We start from the raw sequence: 25,917 nt of genomic DNA, 5'->3' as shown, positions 1-25,917 counted from the left end.
AGTATTTACATTTAATAATTAATAAAATTTGTGTATAAAATAAACAAATCTCACCAATTATTAAATAATTATTAAAATAAGACTAATAAGGCACTCCTAAAGAAGTGCCTTATTCTGTTATTTTAGCATGATTATTTAACTTCTACTTTTGCTCCTGCTTCTTCTAATTGTTTTTTAACTTCTTCAGCTTCATCTTTAGAAACAGCTTCTTTAATTGTTCCACCAGCTTCTACTAATTCTTTAGCTTCTTTTAAGCCTAATCCAGTTATTCCTCTAACTGCTTTGATTACGTTGATTTTTTTAGCTCCTGCTTCAACTAAAACTACGTCAAATTCAGTTTTTTCTGCTGCAGCTTCTCCTGCTACTGCTCCTGCTACTGCTACTGGTGCAGATGCAGTTACACCAAAGTGCTCTTCTAATGCTTCTACTAATTCTTTTAATTCTAATACAGACATTGCTTCTAAATCTTTTATAAATTCTTCTTTGTTAAATGCCATTTTTAATTATTCCTCCTTAAATATTTTATTTTTTTATTTATACTATAATTAAGCTATTAAGCTTCTTTTGTGTCTGCTATTGCATTGAATGCATAAGCAAGTTTTCTTACTGGACCTAACATTCCATTTAATACCATAGAAAGTAGTTGTTCTCTTGAAGGTAGTTTTGCTAAAGCTTCTATTGTAGCTACATCTGCTTTTTTACCTTCAACTAAACCAGCTTTAATATTGAAAAAATCACCTTTAGTTTTTCCAAACTCATAGATAACTTTAGCTGGCGATACTGGATCTTCCCCTAATGCGAAAGCAGTAGTACCATTTAGTTCTTCTTCAAAATCAGCTTCTATTCCAGCTTCTTTTAAAGCTAATTTAAATAATCTGTTTTTAGCTACAAAATAATCAACACCAGCTTCTCTAGTTTGTTTTCTTAATTGATCTGCTTCTACAGCTGATAAGCCTTTATAATCAACCATTATAACTGCTTGAGAAGCTTTGATTTTTTCTGCTAATTCAGCAACTATTTGTTTTTTAGCATCATTTGCCATTCCCATTTCACCTCCTCTTAATAAAAAACCTCCGTCCCAAAGACAAAAGACGAAGGTTGCAAGTAATTAAGGTTCGGTCTATCTTATAAACCTTAACCTCGGTAGGATTTTTAAGTTTACACCCCTACTGTCTTTGGCTTAGTTTTTATATTTTAAATATAAAATTTTATAACTCTTTTGATAAAACTATTGGATCAATTTTTATTCCTGGTCCCATAGTTAATGATACAGCAACTGTTCTTAAGTATTGCCCTTTAGATGCTGAAGGTTTTAATCTATTTATTTCTGCCATAAATGCTTTAAAATTTTCTTCTAATTTAGCTACTTCAAAATCAGCTTTACCAATTGGTACATGAATAGAACCTAATTTATCTACTCTAAATGCTAATTTTCCTTTTTTAAATTCTTGAACAGCTGTAGCTATATCTGCAGTTACTGTTCCAGATTTAGGATTAGGCATTAAACCTTTAGTTCCTAATATTCTTCCTAGTCTACCTAATTTAGGCATCATATCTGGAGTAGCTATAACTATATCAAAGTCAAACCACCCTTGTTGAATTTTTGCAATATATTCATCTGCTCCCGCATAATCTGCTCCTGCTTCTAAAGCTTTATCAATGTTTTCACCTTGAGTTATTGCTAAAATTTTTACAATTTTACCTGTTCCATGAGGTAGTACAACAGTACCCCTCACTTGTTGATCAGCATGTCTAGGGTCTACCCCTAATCTTAATGCAACTTCAACTGTTTCCACAAATTTAGCAGTTCTTGTTTTCGTTACCAATTCTAAAGCTTCATTAGCTGTATATAATTTAGTTTTATCAACTAATTTTGCTATTTCTAAATATTTTTTACCTCTTTTTTTCGCCATTCTTTCCTCCTTTTGTGGTTAAACGGATTTATCCTACCACTAAATTCACATCTTTCATCTATAATATAAGCAATTAGTCTTCTATTTTTACTCCCATACTTCTACATGAACCAGCTATCATTCTCATAGCAGATTCTAAATCAGCAGCATTTAAGTCAGGCATTTTTGTTTCTGCTATTTCTTGTAATTTAGCTTTTGATATTGTTCCAGCTTTTTCAGTTATAGAATTCGAAGCTCCTTTTGATATACCAGCAGCTTTTTTTATTAAATCTGATGCTGGTGGAGTTTTTAATACAAAGCTAAAACTTCTATCTTTGTACACACTAATTTCTACAGGAATTACAAATCCCATTTTATCTTGTGTTTTAGCATTAAACGCTTTACAGAATTCCATTATATTAACACCGTGTTGTCCTAAAGCAGGCCCTACAGGTGGTGCTGGATTCGCTTTCCCAGCTTGTAATTGTAATTTTATTTTTCCTACTACTTCTTTTGCCATTTTATATTTTTACACCTCCGTAATATTCGTGGTAATAATGATTTCTCTCCCACAAAAAGGTATTAAACCTTTTCAACTCCATCAAACTCTACTTCTACTGGAGTCATTCTTCCAAATATATCTATCATTACTTTTACTTTTTTGTGATCGAAGTCAATATTAGATACTTTGCCTTCACTACCTTCAAAACTTCCTTCAATTATTCTCACAACATCATCAATGTCGTAATCTAAATTTATTTTAGGTTCGCTTTTTTTCTCTGTTTCTAACCCTATCATTGCAAATAATTTATGTACTTCATCATCTTCCATAGGAATAGGTTCTGCTCCAACTCCAACAAATCCAGTTACTCCATTTGTATTTCGAATAACGTACCATGCATCACTATCTACTCTGTATCCAATTCCTTCGTTATTCTCTTCTTTTTCAGCTAACATCTCTACCATTACATATCCAGGAAATATTTTTCTAGAGACAACTTTTTTCTTACCTCTTCTCATCTCTACGCTTTCCTCTTCTGGCACGATTATTCTAAAAACTTTATCCGAAAGATTTAAAGTTTCTATTCTTTTTTCAAGATCTGTTTTAACTTTTTTTTCGTAACCAGAATATGTATGGATAATATACCATTTTTTTTCAAATTTTAAACCATTAATTTCCATTACTTATCCTCCAAAAATGGTAGATAGCTTTTCAATAAATTTCGAAAATGCTAAATCAAAAACACCTATGTAAATACTAACAAAAACACTTATTATAGCCACTAATAAAGTAGCATTTGCTATTTCTTCTGTTTTAGGCCATCGTACCTTTTTTATTTCATCATTTATTTCTTTAAAAGTTTTTCTTATAGAAGCCATACACACGCCACCTTTTAATTTAAAATGGCAGGTCAAGAGGGACTCGAACCCCCAACCCTCGGTTTTGGAGACCGATGCTCTACCAATTGAGCCATTGACCTGCATGCTTTCAATTTATTTTAGTAAAACTTTGTCAATTTTTTTATTTTTTAACTTCTTTATGTACTGTAGCTTTTTTGTCAAATTTACAATATTTTTTAAGTTCTAATCTTTCTGGTGTGTTTTTTTTGTTTTTACTTACACTATAGTTTCTTCTTTTGCATTCTGTACATTCTAATAATACATTTACTCTCATTTTACACCTCCATTTAAATCGGAATTCTGTTTTTCCTCCCATACCATATAATTTGGTGTGGTATATTGACTTTAAACGTCAAGTCGCAAAGTATAATACCACATTTGATTTTATTTGTCAATGTTTTTTTTACTCATTTTTTTAGATTTTTCTACACATTTTTCCATTGCTGATATTACTGCACTTCTTAATCCTTTTTTTTCTAATTCCGCTACTGCTTCTATAGTCGTTCCTCCAGGCGAACACACTTTATCTTTTAATAATCCTGGATGTTCTCCTGTTTCTAATATCATTTTTGCTGCTCCCATTACTGTTTGTGCTGCAAATTTATATGCCATATCTCTATTCATACCATGAAGTACTGCTCCATCCGCCATTGCTTCAATAAACATATATACATAAGCAGGAGCACTTCCACTCACTGCTATTACTGTATCTATTAACTTTTCTTCTACAATTTCAGATTTTCCAAAACTATTTATTATTTTTTTAGTTTTTTCTAATTCTTCATTTGTTATGTTTGCATTTATAGATATAGAACTCATTCCCATTCCTATAAGTGCAGGTGTATTCGGCATAACTCTTACTACTTTTTTATCACTACCTATAACATTTTCTATTGTTGATATTAGTACCCCTGCAGCTATACTAATTATTATTTTATTTCCAATTATGGTTTTTATATCACCTAAAATATTTTCTATGATATTAGGCTTTACTGCTAATAATATATAATCTGCATATTTGATCGTGTCTATAATAGTTCCTTCTTTTTTGAAGTTTATTAAATATTTTTGACCTATTAATTGTTCTTTTTCTTTGTTTTTGTCATATATAAAAATATTTTCCCTAGCAGTTAATTTCGAATTAATTATCCCTGCTAAAATTGCTTCACCCATATTTCCACAACCAATAATAGCTATTTTCATTTTTCCCCCTTCTTTCTATTCTCTAATTTGTCCATTCCCTCTAATTATATATTTTAAACTTGTTAATTCATTTATCCCCATAGGCCCTCTTGCATGAAGCTTTTGTGTGCTTATACCTATTTCTCCTCCAAAACCATATTCGCCACCATCTGTAAATCTTGTAGATGTATTGACATATACCGCAGCAGCATCTACTTCATTTAAAAATTTCTCTGCGTTATTATAATTTTCAGTAATTATTGATTCAGAATGCATACTTCCATATTTATTTATATGCTCAATTGCTTCTTGCAAATTTTCTACTGTTTTTATTGATATAATCAAATCCAAATATTCTGTTTCCCAATCTTCTTCTGTTGCTTCTATTGCTTTAGTCAAATATTTAATACTTTGTTCATCTGCTCTTATTTCAACATTTTTTTCTACTAAAGCTTTTTCTAAATCCGGCAATACTTCTTCTAATTTGTCTTTATTAATTAAAATAGTTTCAATAGCATTACATACACCTGGTCTTTGTGCTTTTGCATTTACTGCAATTTTTATTGATTTTTCTTTATCTGCAAACTCATCTATATATAAATGGCATAATCCTGCCCCAGTTTCTATCATTGGAATAGTCGCATTTGCTTGTATAGCTTTTTTTAACCCTTTTCCACCTCTAGGAATTATTACATCTATATACTCATTTAATGTTATAAGTTCTTGTACAAGCTCTCTTTCTGTTCTCTCCACTAGTTGTACAGCTCCTTCTGGAAGACCATACTTTTCTCCTGCTTTAACAAATATTTCTTTTAATACTTTATTTGAATAAAGAGCATCACTTCCACCTCTAAGAATTATTGAATTTCCTGATTTTAAAGCTAAAGCCCCTGCATCTATTGTAACATTTGGTCTTGATTCAAAAATCATAGCAATAACTCCAAGTGGTACTCTTACTTGGGTTATGCTCATACCTTTTTTATGTTTAAATCCTTTTTCTATTTTCCCAATAGGATCTGTAAAATCTGCTATCTGTCTTACTCCTTCTGCCATAGACTTTATTCTAGCATCAGTTAATGTAAGTCTATCTATAAATGCTTTTGACAGTCCTTTTTTTTGACCAGCTTCTAAATCTTTTTTATTTTCTTTTTTTATATATTCTGCATTTTTTAATAATTCTTCTGCTAGATTATATAAAATATTATTTTTAATTTCTGTACTCATTGTAGCTAAAATCTTTGAAGCTTTTTTTGCTTTTTTCCCAAGATTTAAAATATAATCACTCATAGTAACCTCCTTAATCTATATACATATTATCTATATGTATTACTTCATCATAATCTTTATATCCCAATATTTCTTCTATTTCATCACTTTTTTTCCCTATTATTTTACTTAATTCTTCTGAAGAATAATTTATGAGTCCTACTCCTTTTTCATTATTTTCCATATCTTTTATTAAAATACTACTTCCTTTTTCAAAATGTCCTTCAAGCTTTTTTATTCCAATCGCTAATAAACTCTTATGTTTTTTTATAGCTTTTACTGCACCATTATCAATATAAATTACTCCTTCTTTTTTACTACTATACTTTATCCAATGTTTTTTATGATTCAATTTTTTATCTTTTGATTTGAAATATGTTCCTATCTCTTTTCCATCTACTATATCAATTAGATTGTATGGTTTTTCTCCATGAGCTATTATCATAGCTATCCCAAAATTAGTACATATTTCTGCAGCTTTTATTTTTGTTGCCATTCCTCCAGTTCCAAACTTACTTCCTGCACCTTTTGCTAGTTTTTTTATATTCCCATCTATTTTTTCTACCGTTTTAATAAGTTTTGCACTTTTATTTTCTTTTGGATTATCATCATAAAGTCCATCTATATCAGATAAAATTATTAGTAAATCTGCTTCAACAATGGCTGATACATACGCTGATAAACTATCATTATCCCCTACTTTTATCTCATCTATTACAATTACATCATTTTCATTAATTATTGGTATTATTCCTTTTTCAAGTAATACTCTCATACTATTTCTTGCATTTATATATCTTTCTCTATTACTAAAATCATCCATAGTTAAAAGAACTTGAGCTACATTTTTACTATATTCTGAAAAAAATTTTTGATAGAGATGAATAAGCGCCACTTGTCCTACTGCTGCAAGTGCTTGTTTTTCAGGAATAGTTTTAGGTCTATTTTTATATCCTAATTTTCCCATTCCAGCTCCAATAGCTCCAGAACTAACTAATGTAACTTTGTATCCTCTATTCATAAGCTCTACTATGTATCTTACTATCTTTTCTATTCTTACTAAATTAAGATGTCCATTTTCATAAGTAAGAGTAGAACTGCCTATTTTTATTACAATATTTTTAACATCAGCTATTTTTCTCAAATCATCACCCTTTTAATAAATAAATTAATAAAAAAATTAGGAGACTGAAAAGTTTATTTTAATATAATAAATTTAATATTAATCTTTAAATAAAGATTTTTTAATTAAAGTTATACTATACTTTTCAGCCTCGTTTTTTATTTTACAACTATGTTTACTATTTTCCCAGGAATAACAATTATTTTTATTATATTTTTATCTTCTGTATATTTTTTTACATTTTCTACTTCTAATGCCATTTTTTCTATAAGTTCTTTATTATTAATATTAGCTTTTTCTACTAATATAGTTCCTCTTAGTTTTCCATTTACTTGAACAGCTATATTCATTTCGTCTTCTTCAGTTAATTTTTCTATATATTCTGGCCAATTTTCTTCAAATAAATATGTTATTTTTCCTATTTCCTTCCAAAGTTCTTGTGTAATATGTGGTGCAAATGGTGAAAGTAGTAATACTGTTTTTAGTAATAATTCAGTAAATATTTTTTTTGATTCTGATGATTCTTCTTTGTTTATTACATTTACTGAATAATCTTGTATATCATTTAAAAGTTCCATTATAGCAGCTATAGCTGTATTAAAATGATAGTTATCTTCTATACTTTCAGTTACTTTTTTTATTGTTTGATGTAATTTTCTTAATACTTTTTTATCCACTTTTGATATATTACTATAATTTATTTCTTTTGTATTAAAATGTTTTTTATTTTCTATAACTAATTTCCATATTCTTGATAAAAATCTATTTGCTCCTGCAAGACCGTTTTCATTCCATTCAAGTTCTTTTTCTGGTGGAGCTGCAAACATACTAAATAATCTTGCTGTATCACTACCGTATTCATTTATAATATGAAGTGGATCAACACCATTATTTTTAGATTTTGACATTTTTTCTACTTTTACTATAAGTTCTTCACCAGTTTCTTTTGAATAAGCTTTTTCTCCTTTTAATTCAACTTCTTTAGGATACAAATATCTATTTTCATTTTTAGAATAATATGATGGTCCAAGTACCATTCCTTGAGTTAACAATCTTTTAAATGGTTCATTTGTTGATAAAAGTCCTAGATCTCTAAGAACTTTATGAAAAAATCTTGCATATAATAAATGCATTACTGCGTGTTCTATCCCACCTATATATTGATCAACCGGCGACCAACCATTAGCTATTTCTTTTTCAAAAGGTAAATTTTCATTTTTAGGGTCAGTATATCTTAAAAAGTACCAAGAAGAATCTACAAATGTATCCATTGTATCAGTTTCTCGTTTTGCTTTTCCTCCACATACTGGACAAATAGCATTTTTAAATGTTTCTGAAGTTTCTACTGGATTCCCATTTCCAGTAAACTTTACATCTTCTGGAAGTTTTACCGGTAAATTTTCATCTTTTTCTAATACTTCTCCACACTTTTCACAGTATAATACAGGAATAGGTGTTCCCCAATATCTTTGTCTTGAAATTCCCCAATCTTTTAATCTATATTTAATTGTTCTTTCACCAAAATTATTAGTTTCTAAATATTCCGCAATTTTAGTAATAGCTATTTTATTATCAAGATCATTAAATTCACCTGAATTAATTAAAACACCTTTATCAATAAAAGCATTTTCCATTTCTTCTGCTTTTAAGTCTATTTTTTCTTTTGTCTTTTTATCAATAGGAGTTATTACTACTTTTATTGGAAGATTATATTTTTTAGCAAACATAAAATCTCTTTCATCATGTGCTGGAACAGCCATTACAGCTCCAGTACCATAATTCATAAGTACATAATCTCCTATCCATAAAGGTACTTTTTCATTATTTATAGGATTTATAACATATTTTCCTGTAAATACTCCATTTTTTTCTTTTCCTTCAGCTGTTCTAGTAATCATATCTTGATTCATCATATTCTCAACTTCTGTTTTAATACTTGGATTATCTTTTAATATAAGTTCATTAACTAAAGGATGTTCTGGTGCTAATACACAATAAGTTACACCATATAAAGTATCTGCTCTCGTTGTAAACACCGGTATTTCTATATCACTATTTTCTAATTTAAACTTAACTTCTGTACCAAATGATTTACCTATCCAATTTTTTTGCATAGTAAGAACTTTATCTGGCCATCCACCTTTTAATTCTTTATGCCCTTCTAATAATTCATCTGCATAATCTGTTATTTTAAAAAACCATTGTTCTAATTCTTTTTGAACTACATCTGTTTTACTATGTCTCCAACATTTCCCATCTTCTACTTGTTCATTTGCAAGTACTGTTTGACAATCAGGACACCAATTTACAAGTGATTTTTTCTTATAAACTAATCCTTTTTCATACATTTTTTTAAATATCCATTGATTCCATTTATAATAATCATCTCTATAACTCGCTATTTCTCTATCCCAGTCATAAGAGAGTCCTAATTTTTTTAATTGATTTTTCATTGTTGCTATATTTGATGCTGTCCATTTTTCTGGATGTGCTCCATTTTGAATAGCTGCATTTTCAGCAGGCAATCCAAAAGAATCCCAACCAATTGGATGAAGGATATTAAACCCTTTCATTTTTTTATATCTTGCTATAACATCTCCTATAGTATAATTTCTTACATGCCCCATATGAAGATTTCCTGAAGGGTAAGGTAACATCTCTAAAACATAGTAGTTTTCTTTTCCTTCTACTTTATTTTCTGTTTTAAAAAGATTTTTTTCTTCCCAATCTTTCTGCCATTTCTTTTCAATCTCTTTAAAATTATATTCCTTCACCAATATTCACTCCTTAATTTTATTAATTTTTATACCATTCAATATATCATAATTATTTTTTTTAGACAAGTATTATTTGACCTATACTTTTTATAAAAAAACATAATTTAAAGACTTGACATTTGCCAAGTCTTAATTAAAAAAATATTAATTTTCTCTATAATTTTTTATCCACATTTCACTTTTTCTTTTTATTCTTTGTATTGCATTATCTACTGATTTTACTTTTTTATTAAGTTTTTCAGCTATATCTTTGTATGTAAGTCCCATTACCATATATCTAAAAACTTCTTTTTCAAAATTACTTAAATTTTCATTTAAGTAATTTTTTAATCCTTCTACTTGTTCTTTTGTTAAAAACAACTCTTCTGGATCATATGATATATAAGATTCTAATCCACGATTATAGCTAACTTCTCTATTTTCTTCTTTTTCCCCCATTATTCCTACTGCATTATTAAGAACTATATTTTTTTGAGAATTTGCTGTTTTTATTGCTGTAATTAGTTGCCTTTTTATACATATTGATGCAAAAGTTTTAAAAGAAGCTAATTTATTTTTGTCATATCCCCTTATAGCTTTTAATAATCCTATCATCCCTTCTTGAATCAAATCATCTTTATCAGCACCCATTAAAAAGTAATTTTTCGATTTCAAAAAAACAAAATTTTTATATTGTGTAAAAATTTCATTTATTGCTTCAGCATCACCATATTTAGCTTGTTCTATTAATTCATCACTAATTTCATTTACAATAGTCATACTTAGGCCACCCCATTATATATTTTTTGATATTTCTGATAACAAAATCCCTGTTGCTACAGAAACATTTAATGAATTAATTTTCCCTTTCATTGGAATTTTTATTAATTTATCGCATTTTTTTTGTGTTTTAAATCTCATTCCAAATCCTTCACTGCCTAATACTAGTGCAATTTTCCCTTTATATGATTCTTCGTGATAAAAAGTCTCTCCTTTTCCATCAGCACCATAAACTATATAATCTATTTTTTTTAAATTATCAATTGCTTCCGATAAATTATTCACTACTGATATAGGGACATATTCAATAGCACCTGTAGAAGTTTTAACTACTGTTTCATTTATTTTTACTGCGCCTTTTTGTGGTAAAATAATCGCATCTACTCCAAAAATTTCTGCACTTCTAATTATTGCTCCTAGATTACGCGGATCTTGCACTCCATCTAATAATAAAATAATACTTTTATCTTTTTTCGCCATCTTTTCTATTAACTCTAAAAAATCAATATAATAATCATAATCTTCTATATAAGCTATAACCCCTTGCGAATTTTCATATCTTTTATTTATTTTTTTTATTTTAGTATTATTTTTTTTTGCTAATTCTATTAATTCATTTTTTGTATTTTCATTTAATCCATTATAAATCTCAATATGATTAAGTTTTGTTCTTTTTATTAATAACTCTCTTACTGGATTTATCCCTATTATTTTTTTCATTATATTATATCTACCTTTACCCTTTCTATATTTGCACCTATATTTTTTAATTTTTCTTCTAATTTCTCATATCCTCTATCTATATGATAAATTCTTTGAACTAAAGTTTCTCCTTCTGATAATAATCCTGCTATAACTAACGCAGCTCCTGCTCTTAAATCAGAAGCCATTACTTCTGCGCCACTAAAATTAATGTTTCCTTTTATTATAGCAATATTCCCGTCTATTTTTATATCTGCTCCCATTCTATTTAACTCGGATACATGCATAAATCTATTTTCAAAAATTGTTTCTTTTATCTCGCTTGTTCCATTTGAAAAACATAACAAAGTCATTAATTGTGCTTGTAGGTCTGTTGGAAATCCCGGGTAGGGCATAGTTTGAACTCTTATAGGTTTTGGTTTTTCTATTTCACCTTTTACATAAAAAACTCCATTATTTTCATTTAATTTATATCCAATTTCTTCTAATTTTAATATAAATCCTTCAAGATGTTCTATCTTAAAATCTGTTACTCCTACTTTTCCTTTTGAAAGAGCTGATAGTACTAAAAACGTTCCTGCTTCTATTCTATCTGGAATAATACTATATTCTACCGCTTTTAATTTGTCTACACCTTCTATTTCTATTCTACTACTACCTATACCTCTAATTTTAGCACCCATTTTATTTAAAAAATTACATAAATCATCTATCTCTGGTTCTCTTGCTGCATTTTCAATTACTGTAATTCCTTTTGCTCTTACTGCTGCCATAATTATATTTTCTGTTGCCCCGACACTCGGAAAATCTAAAATCACATTATTTCCTATTAATTCTTCTGATATTGCTTCTACATATCCATGTGATATTTCTATTTTTGCTCCTATAGCTTCAAATCCTTTTAAATGTAAATCAACTGGTCTAGTACCTATTGCACAGCCACCAGGAAGAGATACTTTTGCTTTTTGACTATGACTAAGCATAGGTCCCATTACCAAAAATGATGCTCTCATAGTTTTTACCAAATCATAAGTTGCTTCGATATTTTTTATTCCGTTATTTATTATTTTATAGCTATTTTTAGATATTTTTTCTACTTCTAATCCTAATTTTTCTAATAATTTAAACATTGTACGTACATCTTTTAAGCTTGGTACATTTTTTAAAATATATTCTCCTTCTGCAATAAGAGTTGCTGCTAAAATTGGTAATGTTGCATTTTTTGAACCACTTACATTTAAAACTCCTTCCAATTTGCTTCCACCAATAATTTTATATGCATCCATTAAAAAATTCCTCCTAAGCACTATTTTTTATTTTTTATCTTACAAATTGGACATTTTATACCTATTAATTTATCCAAAAAATTTATTTTTTTAAATTCATCTAAATATTGAGGAAGTTTTTCTTCTACTTCTTCATAACAATCTAAACAAATTTTTTTACCTCTATTTTTACTAAAAACTTCACCCAGTCCTGCATCTATAAAATCTTGATCCATATCACGAATAACTACATTTTCTTTTATTTCATCAAGTGCATCTTTAGCTGCTACTATTAATCCTATATCTCCTATATATGAAATTCCATCAACAAGTTGATATTTTATATTTGCTTTCTCTGCTGCTTCTATATATGGTTTTAATTTTTTTAATTCTAAATCTCTGCTCATTTTTAAAATATACGCTTCTTTGGTATTTATTGCATCTATTATTTCTTGATATACATCATCTTCTAAAATTTGATCTTTTTTTAATGCTGCAATAACTCTCTCTTTGTATTCACCTAAATATAAACTTTTTTCATTTTGTGTTTTTAAAAATTGTTTTTTTCTTTCTTCTAATTCATTATGCATTCTAGCCCCTCTTTAATTCAATATATTATTTTACAATTTTATTATAACATATTTTTATTTATTTGCAATAGTGATAGATTATTAAAAAATAATAAAAAAAAGACTGCTAAATCAGTCTTTTCTATAAAAATAAATTATTTATGATATTTTTTATTTTTTGATACAATATCACCCCAAACAGCCATAGTTATAATAAGACCTTTTATTATAAGTTGGTATGATTCTGGTAATCCTAAAAGACTCATTCCATTATTTAATATACTTATTATAAATATACCTAATAATGTACCAAAAGTCCCACCTATTCCACCTGATAAGCTTGTTCCACCTATAGCAACTGCTGTAATTGCATCTAATTCCATCATATTCCCTAAACTTGGAGATGCTCCATTCAATCTAGAAGCTAAAATAATACCTGAAAATGCTGCTAAAACTGAAGTTATTATAAAAACTTTCATGTGTACCTTATCTATATCTATACCTGAAAGTCGTGCTGCTTCTCTATTTCCTCCTGCTGCGTATATATCTCTACCAAATTTTGTATTATTTAGTATAAAAATAGAGATTATTATTATGACGCTAAATATTGCTACTGGATTTGGAATCCCTTTGTACATAATAAATATCAAAAATAAAAGTAATATCCCAAATATTTTTAATAATGTATTTTTTATATAACTTTTATTTTTTAGGACTTCTCTTTTTTTTATAGCATAATAAGTAACTTCTATTAATATGTATAATAAACATATAGAAAGTAATATAATTGACCATTTTATTGATATATAACTACCTGCAATTTTAGTAAAATTTTCATTTTTTACAGGTATTGAACTATTTTTTGATATTGTTAATGCCAGTCCTCTAGCAATAGTCATCATTCCTAATGTTACAATAAAAGGCTCCATTTTATACCTTGATATCCAATACCCGTTCCAATATCCTATTAATCCTCCTACAAAAATTAGTGTTAAAATTATTGAAATCCATTCATTTAATCCTTTTTCCATTAATAACGTAACTGTTACTGCAGCTAATCCAACTATAGAGCCTACAGATAAATCTACTCCCCCTAAAAGAATTACTCCCGTCATTCCTACAGCTATTATTCCTACTATTGTACTTTGTCTAATTAAATTACTTAAATTTCTAGCTGTCAAAAAACTATCTGTAACAAGAGATAGAAATAGTACCATTATTAGTAAAATTATCCAGTTCATGTTTTTTTTTAAAAATTTTTCTAGTATTATTTTTTTACTCTTTTTTCTTTTACTTGATACAATTTTATTCATCTATTTCACCTCTTTTAAAGTTACCTGTTGCAAACGCCATTATTTTTTTCTGTGTTGCATTTTCTCTAGTAAATTCTGTTACAATTTCTCCTTCGTTCATTACTAATATTCTATCACTCAATCCTAATAATTCTGGTAATTCTGAAGAAACTAATATAATTGACATTCCTTCTTTTAATAATTTATTAATTATTTTATATATTTCCACTTTTGCTCCTACATCCATTCCTTTTGTAGGTTCATCTAATATAATAATTTTTGGATTTGTTGCCAACCATTTACTAAGTATAATTTTTTGTTGATTTCCTCCACTTAGATTTTTTATAGGTATATTAAGCGACTCTACTTTCACTTTTATTTCTTCTATATATTTTCTAATTAATTTTTTACCTCTATCAAAGTTTAATACTCCTATTTTATTTGATATTTCTCTAAGTAATTTATCTACTGTAATCACATTAAAATTAATATCATTTTCTAAAAACAAACCTTTTTTCATTCTATCTTCTGTTACCATAACAATACCATTTTCTATTGCATCTTTTGGAGATTTTATATTAAGTTCTTTTTTTTCTAATATAATTTCTCCTTCTATCTCACCTTCATAAGCTCCAAATATACTTAACATAAGTTGTGTACGCCCAGCTCCCATTAAGCCTGCTATCCCTAAAATTTCTCCCTTTTTTAATTGAAATGATACATTTTTTACTACATATCTATCATTATATTTCGGATGTTTTAAAAATATATTTCTTACTTCAAATATTTTTTCTCCTATATCTATTGTTTCTTTTGGATACATATCACTTATGTCCCTACCTACCATTTTAGTAATTATTTCATCTAATGTTATCTCTTTTAAATTTTGAACTCTACCTATTAGTGAACCATCTCTAAGTATCGCTATTTTATCTCCTATATATGAATATTCATCAATTTTATGAGAAATATATATAATTGCTACCCCTTTATTTTTTAAATCATTTATTATTTTAAATAATGTTTTTATTTCATTTTCACTAAGTGCACTTGTGGGTTCATCAAATATTATAATATCTGTTTTTTTAGATAAAGCTTTTGCAATAGCTATAATTTGTCTTTGACTAATACTTAAATTTTTAATTTTTTCTTTTACATCAATGTTTTCTATACTTAATTTTTTCAATAATTCTTTTGATTTTAAATATATTCTTTCCCAATCAATAATTCCAAATTTGTTTTTTAATAATCTACCTAAAAATATATTTTCTGCTACACTTAGTTCTTCTACTAAATTAAGTTCTTGTCTAATTACAGCTATTTTTTTTATTTTATTTTCTTTTGTCCTTAAAATATTATCTATATATACTTTTCCAAAATAATAATCATAATCTCCTGAGATAACTTTTATTAAAGTCGATTTTCCTGCTCCGTTTTCTCCAGCTAAAATAAATACTTCTCCATATTTCACTTCTAAACTAATATTATTTAACGCTCTTACTCCTGGAAAATCTTTTATTATATTTTCTACTTTTACAGCTATTTTTTTCATATTTTACCTCTTAATTATATATGTCTTCTCGTTTATGAAAACCATTTTTTATGATTACTTCGTCTATATTATTTTTATTTACTTCATATATAGGAGTAATAATTGTAGGTACACTTTTATAACCATTGTATACTTTTCTATCATATAAAAGTATCTCATCTATATTTGTTTTATCTTTGTATACAACTAATCTATAAGCAGCATAAGCAGCTTTTTCAGCTAAAGGTTTTATAGTTTTATAAATCTCTATTGCTTGTTTACCTTCTGCTACGTATCTAACATTTACAAGATCTGCATCGGCTCCTGCTACAAAGATTTTTCCTACACTATCTAAATTATAGCTTGCAAGTGCTGCTATAACACCTCTTGCTAATCCTGAATTATTACAAATAAATGCATCTATATTATTATTGAATTTTGCCATAAGATTTTCTGTTGTAGTCATAGCTTTGTCACTAGCCCAATTCTCATGTGATTGCTTTGCTACAAGTTTAAGCCCTGGATTTTGAGCTATAACTTTTAATACTCCTTCGCTCATAGCTTTTGCATTTGAATCACCCGGTTGTCCCATTATAAGTGCTACATTCCCTTTGACTTCGCCCCTATACTCTTTAAACCACTTTACCATCGCTTTTGCTTGTAATTCTCCTACTTTCCAACTATCCTGCATTACATGTACATCAACATCACTATTTTCTATCATAGAATCATATCCTACAACTCTTATACCTTCTTTATGTGCTATCTCAACCATATTTGATGCAGTTCCTGTATTAACTGGTTGTAGTACTAGGACATCTATCCCTTTAGCTATCATATTTTCTAATTTTTCCATTTGTAATCTTTCATTATTATTTGCACTATCAAATATAACTTCCATTTTATATTTTTTAGCTGCTTCTTCAAAATATTTTTTATCTTTTATATATCTCTCTTCTTGCATTGTTTTTAATAAAAAGCCTACTTTTACTTTATGAGATTTTTTTAAAAAATTCTCTTTTCTATATTTTAATATAAATAAAAAAGAGAGAATTATGAGAATTAATACAAAAAAATTTTTCATTTCCTCCCCCTTTTATATCTTTAAATATTTTTTTATTTTTTTTAATATATTTTCTTCGTGCAAACTATTTATTTTATGTTTTTTCAAATAGTTTATCCCTTCATTTTTTACAATATTGTCAAGATATATACTATAATGTATCCTATCAGAAATAATACTTACTAAATAATTATTATTTGTAAATGTGGCTATAAAGTCATCACCTTTTTTCCCATTACCTATTAATGCTTTTTCATTATCTACAACTATCATAGTTTTTCTTTCTTTTGAGTTCTTGTCATTAAACCCTATTTCATTAAATGACTCTGGAAAATCTTCATTTACTAGTTCTATTACTTTCTCATTTGTATATACTCTAATATATAAATCTACGTCTTTTTCTACTAATTCTCTAAACTCCTCATAAAAATCTACTAAATTATCATTTGTTTCTATATATAGCTCACTTTCTGCAGAGTATATAAGTGATTTTGCTTTTAAAATAAAATTCATATATCCTTTTAAATTGATAGATTCCACTTTTACTGTATCTTTTTCTTCCATTTTTTCGAATTCTTTTTTTAAAATTTCTGCAGAATTTTTGTATTCAAGGATATATTTTTCTGTTAAATTTTCTATAAGCGTTTTAGGATTTTCTGCTCTATAAACATTAGTTTGCTCTGGTAAGAGAACTATTGCACCTCTTTCATATAAATTATTAAGCGCAGTATATACAGTCCCTCTATTAAGCCCAATAAGTTTTGAGACTTGAGAACCATTTAATTCTCCATATCTTATAAGTGTCATATATACTTGTGCTTCCGCTTTAGAAAAATTAAATGACTTTAATTTTTCTATTATAATATCATTATTCACAGTTACCACTCCCGGTTTGTTGTCTTTTATGCAACAACACTTTTTGCACTATTATTTATACTCTTTATTTGTATTTTTTTCAAGTGTTTTATGTTATATTTATACTTTTTTTTCTTTTTCTAACTCTGCTTGAGTTTTATTTACATAATACGGTTCTATTTTATGGATATTTTCTGCTTCTTTTTTTATACCTAATTCTGCTAATATTGCTGCCCTAGAATATCCTGTACTATTATTTATAATAATCCCTTTATTATTAGTATATTCTAATATTTTCTCTCTATATTTAATAGCACCATCACCTGTAAAAATAAATTCTTCTTTAGAATTTTCAATAATATTTTTTATGAAATCTACTCTATATTCAGATATTTGTTTAATTTCACTTTTATCATATTTATATTCGGCATAAAAAACTTTTTCTTTTCTAGCATCTATCATAGATATAATTTTTTTATCTGTTTTTGAAACTGTATAAGAAAGCATATCTAGTTCATTTATACCAACTATTTCTATATCTTTTCCATAAACTATTCCTTTTGCAATTGCTACTCCTACTCGTATCCCAGTAAAAGAACCTGGTCCAATAGATACTACTACTCTATCTATTTTATCTTTTGAATATTTAGTAATATTAAATAAATTATCTATTATTGCTAATATTGTTTCTGAATGATTTAAACCTATATTTAAATTTATTTCTCCTATAACACCTTTTTTACTATCATAAAGTGCTACTGATGCTACATTTGTTGATGTATCAATTGCTAAAATCAACATATTCTAATATCTCCTTTTCTCTTTTTTCATTTCCTATATATTTTATTTCAACACCTCTACTATTTTCATCTTTATGAAATAATTCTATCTTTAAATATTCTTCTGGTAGTTCACTTTCTATTAAATTTGCCCATTCTATAATTACAATTCCATCATTATGTAAATAATCTTCATATCCTATTTCATATATCTCTTCTGCATCACATATTCTATATACATCAAAATGAAATAGTGCAGGCTCTATATCTCTATATTCCATTACATAAGTAAATGTAGGACTCTTCACATTTTCAGTAATTCCTAAATTTTTTGCAAATCTTTTTACAAATGTAGTTTTCCCCGTTCCCAAATCTCCTATCAAAGCTATTACATCATTTTTTTTTATAATATTTGATAATTTATCAACTAAAGTATCTATTTCAGAAAAAGTTAGTACTTTTTTCATTTATTCCTCCATTTTTTTATTTTTATTCAACTCTAATTCACACAAAAAAATAAAATTTATTTTTTAATTTTCCTGTATTTTTTTTACTATATTAGTAGTGGATTTTCCTTGTATTAATGAAAGAATTATAACTTTTCCTCCATTTTTTTCAACAATAGGAGTTTCTGGTAACTCCTCTTTTTTATAATCGCCACCTTTTACATGAATTGAAGGTTTTAATTCATTAATAATTTCTACTGGAGTATCTTCTGTAAAAATTACTGTATAATCAACTGGTTTTAATCCAACTAACATTTCTGCTCTATCATTTTGAGTGTTTATAGGTCTTGTAGGTCCTTTAAGTTTTGAAACTGATTTATCAGAATTTACTCCAACAATAAGTATATCGCCTAGTTCTTTTGCTTCTTGTAAATATCTTAAATGTCCAACATGTAAAATATCAAAACATCCATTTGTAAAAACAACTGTTTTCCCTTCGCTTTTTAGTTTTTTTACTAATTTTGCTGCTTCTTTTCTATCTAAAATATTCATTTATTCCTCCGGCTTTTTATTCTTTATTTAGTTTTGTATTTTTAGCTATTAAATATTATTTATATTATATAGAATTAAATAATTTATTACAAGAAAAAAAAAGACTAATCAAAGGATTAGTCTAAAAAATTATTTTGTTCCAAATATTCTATCACCAGCATCTCCAAGTCCAGGATAAATATATGATTTTTCATTTAATCCTTCATCTATAGATGCAGCATATATATCAACATCTGGATGTGCTTCTTGTACTCTTTCTATTCCTTCTGGAGCAGCTATTATACATAAAAACGATATATCTTTTACTCCTTTTTGTTTTAAATAATCTATAGCATAATTAGCAGAACCACCTGTAGCAAGCATTGGATCTACCAAAAATACTTTACTTTTAGCTATATCTACTGGTAATTTACAATAATAATATACCGGTTCTAATGTTTCTTCATTTCTATACACACCTATATGCCCTACTCTTGCAGTTGGTAAAAAAGTTACCATTCCTTCTACCATTCCAAGACCTGCTCTAAGTATAGGTACTATTGCTACTGGATCAGCTAATACTTTTGTAGTAGTTTTCATTATAGGAGTTTCTGTTTCTACCTCTTTTAATCTAAGACCTTTTGTAGCTTCATAAGTCATAAGACCTGCTATTTCATTAAGAGTTTCTCTAAAAATTTTTGTATCAGTATCTTTATTTCTAAGATAAGATAATTTATGTTGAATAAGTGGATGGTTCATTTCAAACACGCCCATTTATATCCCTCCTTTAAAATTTTACAAAAAAAACAGAGCAAAAACTTAGCTCTGTTTTATTATAGATTATATTTTTTCTTAAATTTGTCAACTCTTCCTGTTTGGTCAACGAATTTAGCCTTTCCTGTATAGAAAGGATGACAGTTCGAACAAATTCCTACTTTTATTTCATCACCTTTAGAATAAGTTGATTTTGTTTCAAATTCATTTCCACATGAGCATGAAACTTTTACGTCTTTGTATTCTGGATGAATTCCTTTTTTCATTAATCTTTCACCTCACTTAATTTTCTAATAATACGAAAACTATTTTACCATAATTCATATTTTTTTTCAAGAGTTTTTTGTAAACTTATTTTACTTGACATTTTACTTAATTACTATAACATCTTTTATATTATTAAATAAGCTTTCTTTTACTTTATCAACTCTTATTTTAAATGTTATTCTTGCATCATAAGTTTTTTCTAATATCTCTATATCATTTGAAATTATAATTCTATCTATTTCTCCACTTATATTATAAGGAAAATCTATTATAATTTCTACTTTTTCTATATATTCTATTATCTTAGCTTCTTCAATAGCAAGTTTTGCAGTTTTAGCATAGTTTCTTACAAGTCCACCAGCCCCTAATTTTATTCCACCAAAATATCTAGTTGCTACAATAACTACATTATATATTTCTTTTAAATTAATTATTTCTGCCATTGGTTTTCCTGCTGTTCCACTAGGTTCGCCATCATCATCAAATTTAAAGTATTCTTTACCATTATCTATAACTCTATACACTGGAACATTATGAGTAGCATTATTATGTTTTATTTTGATAGATTTTATGAAATCTTCTGCCTCTTTTTTTGTAGAAATAGGTTTTATATATCCTATAAATTTTGATTTTTTTTCTTCAAATTCAATTATGCATTCTTTTTCTACAGTATTCAATTTTAATCTCCTTTTTCTTTTTTTCTTTTCTCAAGCATATTTTGTAACTGAATTTGCGCTTTTTCATAAATTTTTTCCTCTTTATATTTTTTATCCTGTAATATTTCTCTAAAATATTTCATTGCTTTTTCATAATGTTCTAGTCTATTAGATATCTCAGCTATCATATATTTCAGCTTTAATTCTCCATCTTTTCCTTCTATTCTTTCTCCTAAATTATATCTTTTTTCATATTCTTTAAGCGCTAATTCAAGATATTTTTTTTCATTATTATTATCTTTTTTATCTCTATATAACCATGCAATTTTTATATATATATTAGCATATTCACTTTTAGTTATTTTTTTATATAATTTATAACATTTTAATAAAAGTTGATAACTTTCTAGTCCCATATCAATATCTCTTAGCTCATAAAAATTATATTTACTTTCTCTTGTCACTTTCGATAATGCTCTTATTTCTTTAAGTTCTAAAGTATTAAATTCTGATGGTTTTGCAGAAAAAAAGCAATGTGGGCACACATATATATCATATATTATTGGATCGAATTTTTCATATACTTCATGAAAATCTGTTTCTATTTTTATTAATTTTTGTGATTTGTTCTTATAATTATAACTCTCAAATTTTGTTCCACATATAGGACAAATAGTTTCTTTAGTCCATAAGTAATTACTTTCTTGTATTTCTTTTTTTCTATTTGGTGTTCTTTTTCCTTTTATAGTTATAATATCTTTTTTTCTTCCTTCTAATACTTGAAATACCCTTTCTCTTAATTTTTGTATTGATATTGGTTTTATCAAGTAATCATTCACACCATAATTAACCATATCAATTACCATATCTTTATCTGAAAAAGCTGTAAGTACAAGTACAGGTATATCTTTTTCAAACTCTCTTATTTGTTTAAGAACTTCATTACCATTTATATCAGGAAGTCTTATATCCAGTATCACTAAATCATAATGAACTTTTTTAGCTTTTAGTATTCTTATTGCTTCCATTCCTCTATCTGTATCTGTTATCAAATATTTTTCTGTTTCAAGAGCTTTTTTATATAATGTACGAGCTGCTGCTATATCTTCTACAATTAAAATATTATAACTCATATAAAACTCCTTTTAGTATTTTTTTATTTTTAATTTTTATTTTATATTTACCTTCACTAATTCATAATTTCTTGTTTTTTACACTACTCTTAATTATTTGATTTTATCTTTAGTATTTAACTTTCTATTTTTCTTTTAGGTAAGTTTAAATTATATTTTATTGCTAATATTCTAAAAATAAAAATAATAAATATAAACATCATATTATAAACTAAATCATCTTCTGTATAAAATTTTTTATTAATCACCCAGTATATCATACCACCAAAAAAACATAAAGTTGCATATATGTCTTCTTTTAAAATAAATGGTATCTCTTTCACTAATATATCTCGGACAACTCCTCCGCCTACACCTGTAAGAGTAGCTAATATTCCCGTCCCTAATATTGACATATTGTTATTAAGTGCAATTTTTGAACCAATTACAACAAAAGTAGCAAGTCCTATTGCATCAAATATTTTTACATATAAAGAAAAAAATTCTAACTTTTTACCAACAGTATATGTAATAATTGCCGAAGATATTGCAATATAAATATCTAACTCATTCATAAAAATAATTGGAATTTTATTTAATATAATATCCCTTATTATTCCTCCTCCTACTGCTGTTATTCCACCTAAAACTATTATTCCAAATATATCTAACTCGTGTTTCAATCCTTTTAATGCTCCAGATATTGCAAAGGCTATTACTCCTATTATATTAAATACAAAAAGCATTTCCCCGTTTCCAAAATTCTATAAAGCTTTTTAATTTCAGATTTAATGAACTTCATTTACTAGATTATAAGCTATTATATTAGTTAGGTTTTGGTAACGGCTTTTCACCTACCTTTCTTTATCAGTATCATTTTCATATAATACTTCATTTATCTTATTAATCTATTTATTTTTATTAAAGTTTATTTATATTTTTCAACATTTAAATACCCTAGCTTTTAAAAATTTTATTAATTACTAATTTCTTAGCTTTAATTTATGTATATTTTTATTATTATTAAAAATAAATTATATATTGGCATCATTAATCTTTCTAACATTCCGGTATATAAAAGTACTATTATTATTATAAAACCATATTTTTCAATGTTTTGTAAATATAATTTTCCTCTATAATCTAAGAAAGATTCTAATATTTTTGAGCCATCTAATGGCGGAATAGGTATAAGATTAAATATTGCTAAAATTAAATTTATTTGAATCATATAAAACATAATATTAGCTAAAACTATATTTAATGATACAAATTTTATAATTGTTGCTACTAAAAATACTAAAATCAAATTAGTTAATATTCCTGCTATAGCTACAGAAAAATAAGCTTTTTTATTGTCTTTTAATATTTTATACGATACTGGTATTGGTTTGGCCCATCCAATTACAAATGGTGCTCCACTAAATATAAGCAATACTGGAACTAATAATCCTAATAAATCTATATGTTTTATTGGATTAAGTGTAATTCTTCCTGCTATTTTTGCTGTAGGATCACCAAACTTATAGGCAATATATCCATGAGCTAATTCATGCAATGATACTGATATTATAAGTACTAAAATTTGTGCTAATATCAATGGATTTTTTATTATTGAATTAATTATTAATAATCCTATTAATCCTAAAATTCCTAAATATATATATTTTGTAATTTTAGGTATATTAGGATTGTTTCTTTTTATTTCTTCTAAAAAGTCTTTCATTTTTTTCACCTCTAGTTATATTTTGTATATAATATATAATCTTTAAATTGAATATATCTATCTTTTTCTAATATTTTTAATAAATCTAAGTTTGAATAAACCATCTTATTTTCTTTTTTATATTTTTTTATTTTTTCTATCTCTTTTTTTGTAAATCCAAAATATAACAACTCTTTTTCTGTTGCTTTATTTATATAAATTTTTTTTCGTTTTATATTTCTTTTTGTATAAAATTTTTCTTTTAATATCTCAATAGTTTTTTTCCCAAATCCCTTGATTGTTATTAAATTATCTATTTTTTCTATTCCTCCTACAATCTCAATATACTCTTTTATTTTTTCATATTTACTAAGAGATATCCCTTTTTCTAAAAATTCTTCTTTTGTTGCAATATTTATATCTATTTTTTCAATAGGTATAACTTTTTCTTGAAATAATAGTTTCTTTTCGTTTTTTTCTTTTTCATAATTATTATTTAAATATTTATCTATACTTATCCCAATAAAAATTAATACAACAAAAAATAATCCTTTAATAAAGATTTTTTTCATCCCCCTATCCCCTTTTTTATTTTTTTTAAATTTTCCCTTTTTAAATTATAACATAATTTATATTAAAATTAATTAAATTTTTCAATAAAAAATTTGTATAAAACAAATAAAAAATCCTCTTTTATAGAGGACTTTTTATTTTATCTACTTTCATACATTTTTTCATAATATTTTTGATAATCTCCACTTACTACTTCTTTTACCCATTCTTGATTATCTAAATACCATTTTATTGTTTTTCTTATTCCTACTGTAAATGGTGTCTCTGGGTAAAATCCTAATTCTTTTACTGTTTTACTTGGGTCTATCGCATATCTTGCATCATGCCCTAATCTATCTTGTACATATGTTATTAGTTCTTCATTTATATTTTCTTTTTCTATTTTCAAGATTTTTTCATATTCTGTATTTTCTTCTATTAATTCTCTTATTATTTTTATTATTAATTTTACTATATTTATATTTTGCTCTTCATTAAATCCACCTATATTATATATTTCTCCTATTTTCCCACCATTTATTACCATATCTATTCCTTTACAATGGTCTTCTACATATAACCAATCTCTTACTTGTTTTCCATCTCCATATACTGGTAATTTCTTCCCTTCTAATACATTTTTTATCATTAAAGGTATTAATTTTTCTGGAAAATGATATGGTCCATAATTATTACTACATCTTGTTATATTTATCGGCATATGATATGTTTCATTATATGCTCTTACTATCATATCTGCTCCTGCTTTACTCGAAGAATAAGGACTTCTTGGATCTAATGGAGTGTTTTCTGTAAAGAATTTTTTACCAAATATTTTTGGTATTACTTCTCTATCCTTTAATACTTTATTTAATTCTTCTAAACTTAATCCATTATCTATTGTTAATTTTTTTTCTTCAATTAATAATTTTCCATCTGGAAAATCTCTATCTAGTGCTCCATATACTTCATCTGTTGATACTTGTAAAAATTTTACATTGTCTCTAAATATTGGATAACCTTTTTCATTTTTTCCTATTACCCAATGAGCTTTTGCTACATCAAGTAAATTTTGTGTACCAATAATATTTGTTTCTAAAAATAATTTTGGATTTTCTATACTTCTGTCCACATGAGATTCTGCAGCGAAGTTAACAACATAATTAATATTATTATTCGCAAATATATATTCAATTAACTCTCTATTAGCAATGTCACCTTTTACAAATTTTACTCTATTATCATTTAATTCTTTTTTTATAGTACCTAAATTACCTGCATAAGTCAGTTTATCAAGTACAATTATATTAATATCATTATATTTTTTAAGCATGTATTTAACAAAATTTGCTCCAATAAAACCCGCTCCACCTGTTATTAGATATGTTTTCATTTTCCCTCCTATTAATTTTATTTAA

Annotated in this window: 30 protein-coding genes, 1 tRNA gene and 1 other annotated feature; all 31 genes read right to left on the bottom strand. The window is 26.5% G+C overall.

The features are described from left to right. Window positions 1–131 precede the first annotated feature (131 nt). On the bottom strand, window positions 132–497 hold the full coding sequence (rplL, locus tag EV215_RS09525) for a 50S ribosomal protein L7/L12 (protein WP_134113783.1): 366 nt from the start codon (window positions 495–497) through the stop codon (window positions 132–134). Between the two features lie 56 nt (window positions 498–553). Beyond that, window positions 554–1,042, bottom strand: a complete 489-nt coding sequence (gene rplJ / locus EV215_RS09520) for a 50S ribosomal protein L10 (RefSeq protein WP_134113810.1) — start codon at window positions 1,040–1,042, stop codon at window positions 554–556. 13 nt (window positions 1,043–1,055) lie between these two features. Further along, window positions 1,056–1,197, bottom strand: a sequence feature (ribosomal protein L10 leader region). An 11-nt stretch (window positions 1,198–1,208) separates the two neighbouring features. Then, a complete protein-coding gene (gene rplA, locus EV215_RS09515) occupies window positions 1,209–1,913 on the bottom strand; it encodes a 50S ribosomal protein L1 (RefSeq protein ID WP_134113782.1) in 705 nt (234 codons plus the stop codon). Window positions 1,914–1,986: 73 nt separating this feature from the next. Beyond that, entirely contained in the window at window positions 1,987–2,412 is a 426-nt protein-coding gene (gene rplK / locus EV215_RS09510; RefSeq protein ID WP_134113781.1) for a 50S ribosomal protein L11, read from the bottom strand. 62 nt (window positions 2,413–2,474) lie between these two features. Beyond that, window positions 2,475–3,074, bottom strand: a complete 600-nt coding sequence (gene nusG / locus EV215_RS09505; RefSeq protein ID WP_134113780.1) for a transcription termination/antitermination protein NusG — start codon at window positions 3,072–3,074, stop codon at window positions 2,475–2,477. A 3-nt stretch (window positions 3,075–3,077) separates the two neighbouring features. Further along, complete coding sequence (secE, locus tag EV215_RS09500; protein WP_134113779.1) at window positions 3,078–3,272, bottom strand: preprotein translocase subunit SecE; 195 nt, start codon at window positions 3,270–3,272, stop codon at window positions 3,078–3,080. A gap of 25 nt (window positions 3,273–3,297) precedes the next feature. Further along, window positions 3,298–3,373 (bottom strand) — tRNA-Trp (locus tag EV215_RS09495). 41 nt (window positions 3,374–3,414) lie between these two features. Further along, complete coding sequence (rpmG, locus tag EV215_RS09490) at window positions 3,415–3,567, bottom strand: 50S ribosomal protein L33 (RefSeq protein ID WP_134113778.1); 153 nt, start codon at window positions 3,565–3,567, stop codon at window positions 3,415–3,417. Between the two features lie 110 nt (window positions 3,568–3,677). Further along, entirely contained in the window at window positions 3,678–4,496 is an 819-nt protein-coding gene (proC, locus tag EV215_RS09485) for a pyrroline-5-carboxylate reductase (RefSeq protein ID WP_134113777.1), read from the bottom strand. A 15-nt stretch (window positions 4,497–4,511) separates the two neighbouring features. Next, on the bottom strand, window positions 4,512–5,762 hold the full coding sequence (locus EV215_RS09480; RefSeq protein WP_134113776.1) for a glutamate-5-semialdehyde dehydrogenase: 1,251 nt from the start codon (window positions 5,760–5,762) through the stop codon (window positions 4,512–4,514). Window positions 5,763–5,772: 10 nt separating this feature from the next. Next, a complete protein-coding gene (gene proB / locus EV215_RS09475; RefSeq protein WP_134113775.1) occupies window positions 5,773–6,885 on the bottom strand; it encodes a glutamate 5-kinase in 1,113 nt (370 codons plus the stop codon). A gap of 137 nt (window positions 6,886–7,022) precedes the next feature. Next, window positions 7,023–9,638, bottom strand: coding sequence for a leucine--tRNA ligase (leuS, locus tag EV215_RS09470; protein WP_134113774.1), 2,616 nt, complete (start codon window positions 9,636–9,638; stop codon window positions 7,023–7,025). A gap of 147 nt (window positions 9,639–9,785) precedes the next feature. Then, window positions 9,786–10,400, bottom strand: coding sequence for a sigma-70 family RNA polymerase sigma factor (locus tag EV215_RS09465; protein ID WP_134113773.1), 615 nt, complete (start codon window positions 10,398–10,400; stop codon window positions 9,786–9,788). 15 nt (window positions 10,401–10,415) lie between these two features. Further along, complete coding sequence (gene rlmB / locus EV215_RS09460) at window positions 10,416–11,120, bottom strand: 23S rRNA (guanosine(2251)-2'-O)-methyltransferase RlmB (protein WP_134113772.1); 705 nt, start codon at window positions 11,118–11,120, stop codon at window positions 10,416–10,418. Continuing rightward, window positions 11,120–12,388 (bottom strand): UDP-N-acetylglucosamine 1-carboxyvinyltransferase, encoded by a 1,269-nt coding sequence (murA, locus tag EV215_RS09455; protein WP_134113771.1) that lies wholly within the window; start codon window positions 12,386–12,388, stop codon window positions 11,120–11,122. The genes rlmB and murA overlap by 1 nt, the downstream gene beginning before the upstream one ends. A gap of 20 nt (window positions 12,389–12,408) precedes the next feature. Further along, window positions 12,409–12,957, bottom strand: coding sequence for a DUF1694 domain-containing protein (locus tag EV215_RS09450; RefSeq protein WP_134113770.1), 549 nt, complete (start codon window positions 12,955–12,957; stop codon window positions 12,409–12,411). 134 nt (window positions 12,958–13,091) lie between these two features. Beyond that, complete coding sequence (locus tag EV215_RS09445) at window positions 13,092–14,249, bottom strand: sugar ABC transporter permease (protein WP_134113769.1); 1,158 nt, start codon at window positions 14,247–14,249, stop codon at window positions 13,092–13,094. Beyond that, window positions 14,242–15,780 (bottom strand): sugar ABC transporter ATP-binding protein, encoded by a 1,539-nt coding sequence (locus tag EV215_RS09440; protein ID WP_134113768.1) that lies wholly within the window; start codon window positions 15,778–15,780, stop codon window positions 14,242–14,244. Before EV215_RS09440 ends, EV215_RS09445 begins: the two co-directional genes overlap by 8 nt. A 10-nt stretch (window positions 15,781–15,790) precedes the next feature. Continuing rightward, on the bottom strand, window positions 15,791–16,843 hold the full coding sequence (locus EV215_RS09435) for a sugar ABC transporter substrate-binding protein (protein ID WP_134113767.1): 1,053 nt from the start codon (window positions 16,841–16,843) through the stop codon (window positions 15,791–15,793). Window positions 16,844–16,855: 12 nt separating this feature from the next. Next, window positions 16,856–17,698 (bottom strand): TrmB family transcriptional regulator, encoded by an 843-nt coding sequence (locus EV215_RS09430; protein ID WP_134113766.1) that lies wholly within the window; start codon window positions 17,696–17,698, stop codon window positions 16,856–16,858. 99 nt (window positions 17,699–17,797) lie between these two features. Next, on the bottom strand, window positions 17,798–18,478 hold the full coding sequence (tsaB, locus tag EV215_RS09425) for a tRNA (adenosine(37)-N6)-threonylcarbamoyltransferase complex dimerization subunit type 1 TsaB (RefSeq protein WP_134113765.1): 681 nt from the start codon (window positions 18,476–18,478) through the stop codon (window positions 17,798–17,800). After that, window positions 18,459–18,923: a tRNA (adenosine(37)-N6)-threonylcarbamoyltransferase complex ATPase subunit type 1 TsaE gene (tsaE, locus tag EV215_RS09420; RefSeq protein WP_134113764.1), complete on the bottom strand. Its 465-nt coding sequence runs from the start codon at window positions 18,921–18,923 to the stop codon at window positions 18,459–18,461. The genes tsaB and tsaE overlap by 20 nt, the downstream gene beginning before the upstream one ends. A 63-nt stretch (window positions 18,924–18,986) precedes the next feature. Further along, window positions 18,987–19,454, bottom strand: a complete 468-nt coding sequence (gene rfaE2, locus EV215_RS09415) for a D-glycero-beta-D-manno-heptose 1-phosphate adenylyltransferase (protein ID WP_134113763.1) — start codon at window positions 19,452–19,454, stop codon at window positions 18,987–18,989. A gap of 129 nt (window positions 19,455–19,583) precedes the next feature. Continuing rightward, window positions 19,584–20,207: a uracil phosphoribosyltransferase gene (gene upp / locus EV215_RS09410; protein ID WP_134113762.1), complete on the bottom strand. Its 624-nt coding sequence runs from the start codon at window positions 20,205–20,207 to the stop codon at window positions 19,584–19,586. Between the two features lie 59 nt (window positions 20,208–20,266). Beyond that, complete coding sequence (rpmE, locus tag EV215_RS09405) at window positions 20,267–20,473, bottom strand: 50S ribosomal protein L31 (protein WP_134113761.1); 207 nt, start codon at window positions 20,471–20,473, stop codon at window positions 20,267–20,269. A 102-nt stretch (window positions 20,474–20,575) separates the two neighbouring features. Further along, window positions 20,576–21,151 carry an IMPACT family protein gene (locus EV215_RS09400; RefSeq protein ID WP_134113760.1) on the bottom strand — a complete coding sequence of 192 codons (576 nt, stop codon included), beginning with the start codon at window positions 21,149–21,151 and terminating at the stop codon, window positions 20,576–20,578. Window positions 21,152–21,153: 2 nt separating this feature from the next. Beyond that, a complete protein-coding gene (locus tag EV215_RS09395) occupies window positions 21,154–22,263 on the bottom strand; it encodes a DUF2225 domain-containing protein (protein WP_134113759.1) in 1,110 nt (369 codons plus the stop codon). Window positions 22,264–22,379: 116 nt separating this feature from the next. Further along, window positions 22,380–22,988: a trimeric intracellular cation channel family protein gene (locus tag EV215_RS09390; RefSeq protein WP_134113758.1), complete on the bottom strand. Its 609-nt coding sequence runs from the start codon at window positions 22,986–22,988 to the stop codon at window positions 22,380–22,382. Between the two features lie 251 nt (window positions 22,989–23,239). Then, window positions 23,240–23,968 carry a site-2 protease family protein gene (locus EV215_RS09385; RefSeq protein ID WP_134113757.1) on the bottom strand — a complete coding sequence of 243 codons (729 nt, stop codon included), beginning with the start codon at window positions 23,966–23,968 and terminating at the stop codon, window positions 23,240–23,242. An 11-nt stretch (window positions 23,969–23,979) separates the two neighbouring features. Continuing rightward, window positions 23,980–24,519 carry a ComEA family DNA-binding protein gene (locus tag EV215_RS09380; protein WP_134113756.1) on the bottom strand — a complete coding sequence of 180 codons (540 nt, stop codon included), beginning with the start codon at window positions 24,517–24,519 and terminating at the stop codon, window positions 23,980–23,982. Between the two features lie 140 nt (window positions 24,520–24,659). Continuing rightward, complete coding sequence (locus tag EV215_RS09375; RefSeq protein WP_134113755.1) at window positions 24,660–25,892, bottom strand: dTDP-glucose 4,6-dehydratase; 1,233 nt, start codon at window positions 25,890–25,892, stop codon at window positions 24,660–24,662. Window positions 25,893–25,917 lie beyond the last annotated feature (25 nt).

It is taken from the genome of Hypnocyclicus thermotrophus, from assembly GCF_004365575.1.
Lineage (GTDB): Bacteria > Fusobacteriota > Fusobacteriia > Fusobacteriales > Fusobacteriaceae > Hypnocyclicus > Hypnocyclicus thermotrophus.
The sequence above is the reverse complement of the archived record's forward strand: the minus strand, read 5'-3'. Positions and strand labels throughout refer to the sequence as shown.